The following is a 272-nucleotide window of genomic DNA, read 5'->3' as shown; positions in this document are numbered from 1 at the left end:
CCCGTTAACCTTCTCCAGCGCTTGGTAGATCGGCACTGTACCGATCGGCACCGGGCTGTTACGCAAAATCCACTCGCGGGTTTCGTGAATATAGCGACCGGTGGAGAGATCCATCACCGTATCCGCTCCCCAGCGGGTGGACCATACCAGCTTTTCCACTTCTTCTTCGATGGAAGAGGTGACCGCTGAGTTGCCGATATTGGCGTTAACTTTTACCAGGAAGTTACGGCCAATAATCATCGGCTCCGATTCCGGATGATTAATGTTGGCCG

The 272-nt window shown here is 53.7% G+C and carries 1 protein-coding gene; it reads right to left on the bottom strand.

Features of this window, described 5'->3' with window-relative positions; all coding sequences use genetic code 11:
• Positions 1-272 (bottom strand): phosphomethylpyrimidine synthase ThiC (locus tag SB719_RS20145; RefSeq protein WP_412159739.1); only part of this gene is annotated, 272 nt, incomplete at both ends.

The sequence above is a fragment of the Pantoea sp. SIMBA_079 genome (assembly GCF_046940275.1).
Classification (GTDB): Bacteria; Pseudomonadota; Gammaproteobacteria; order Enterobacterales; family Enterobacteriaceae; genus Pantoea; species Pantoea borealis.
This window is presented reverse-complemented; position numbering and strand designations above follow the sequence as displayed.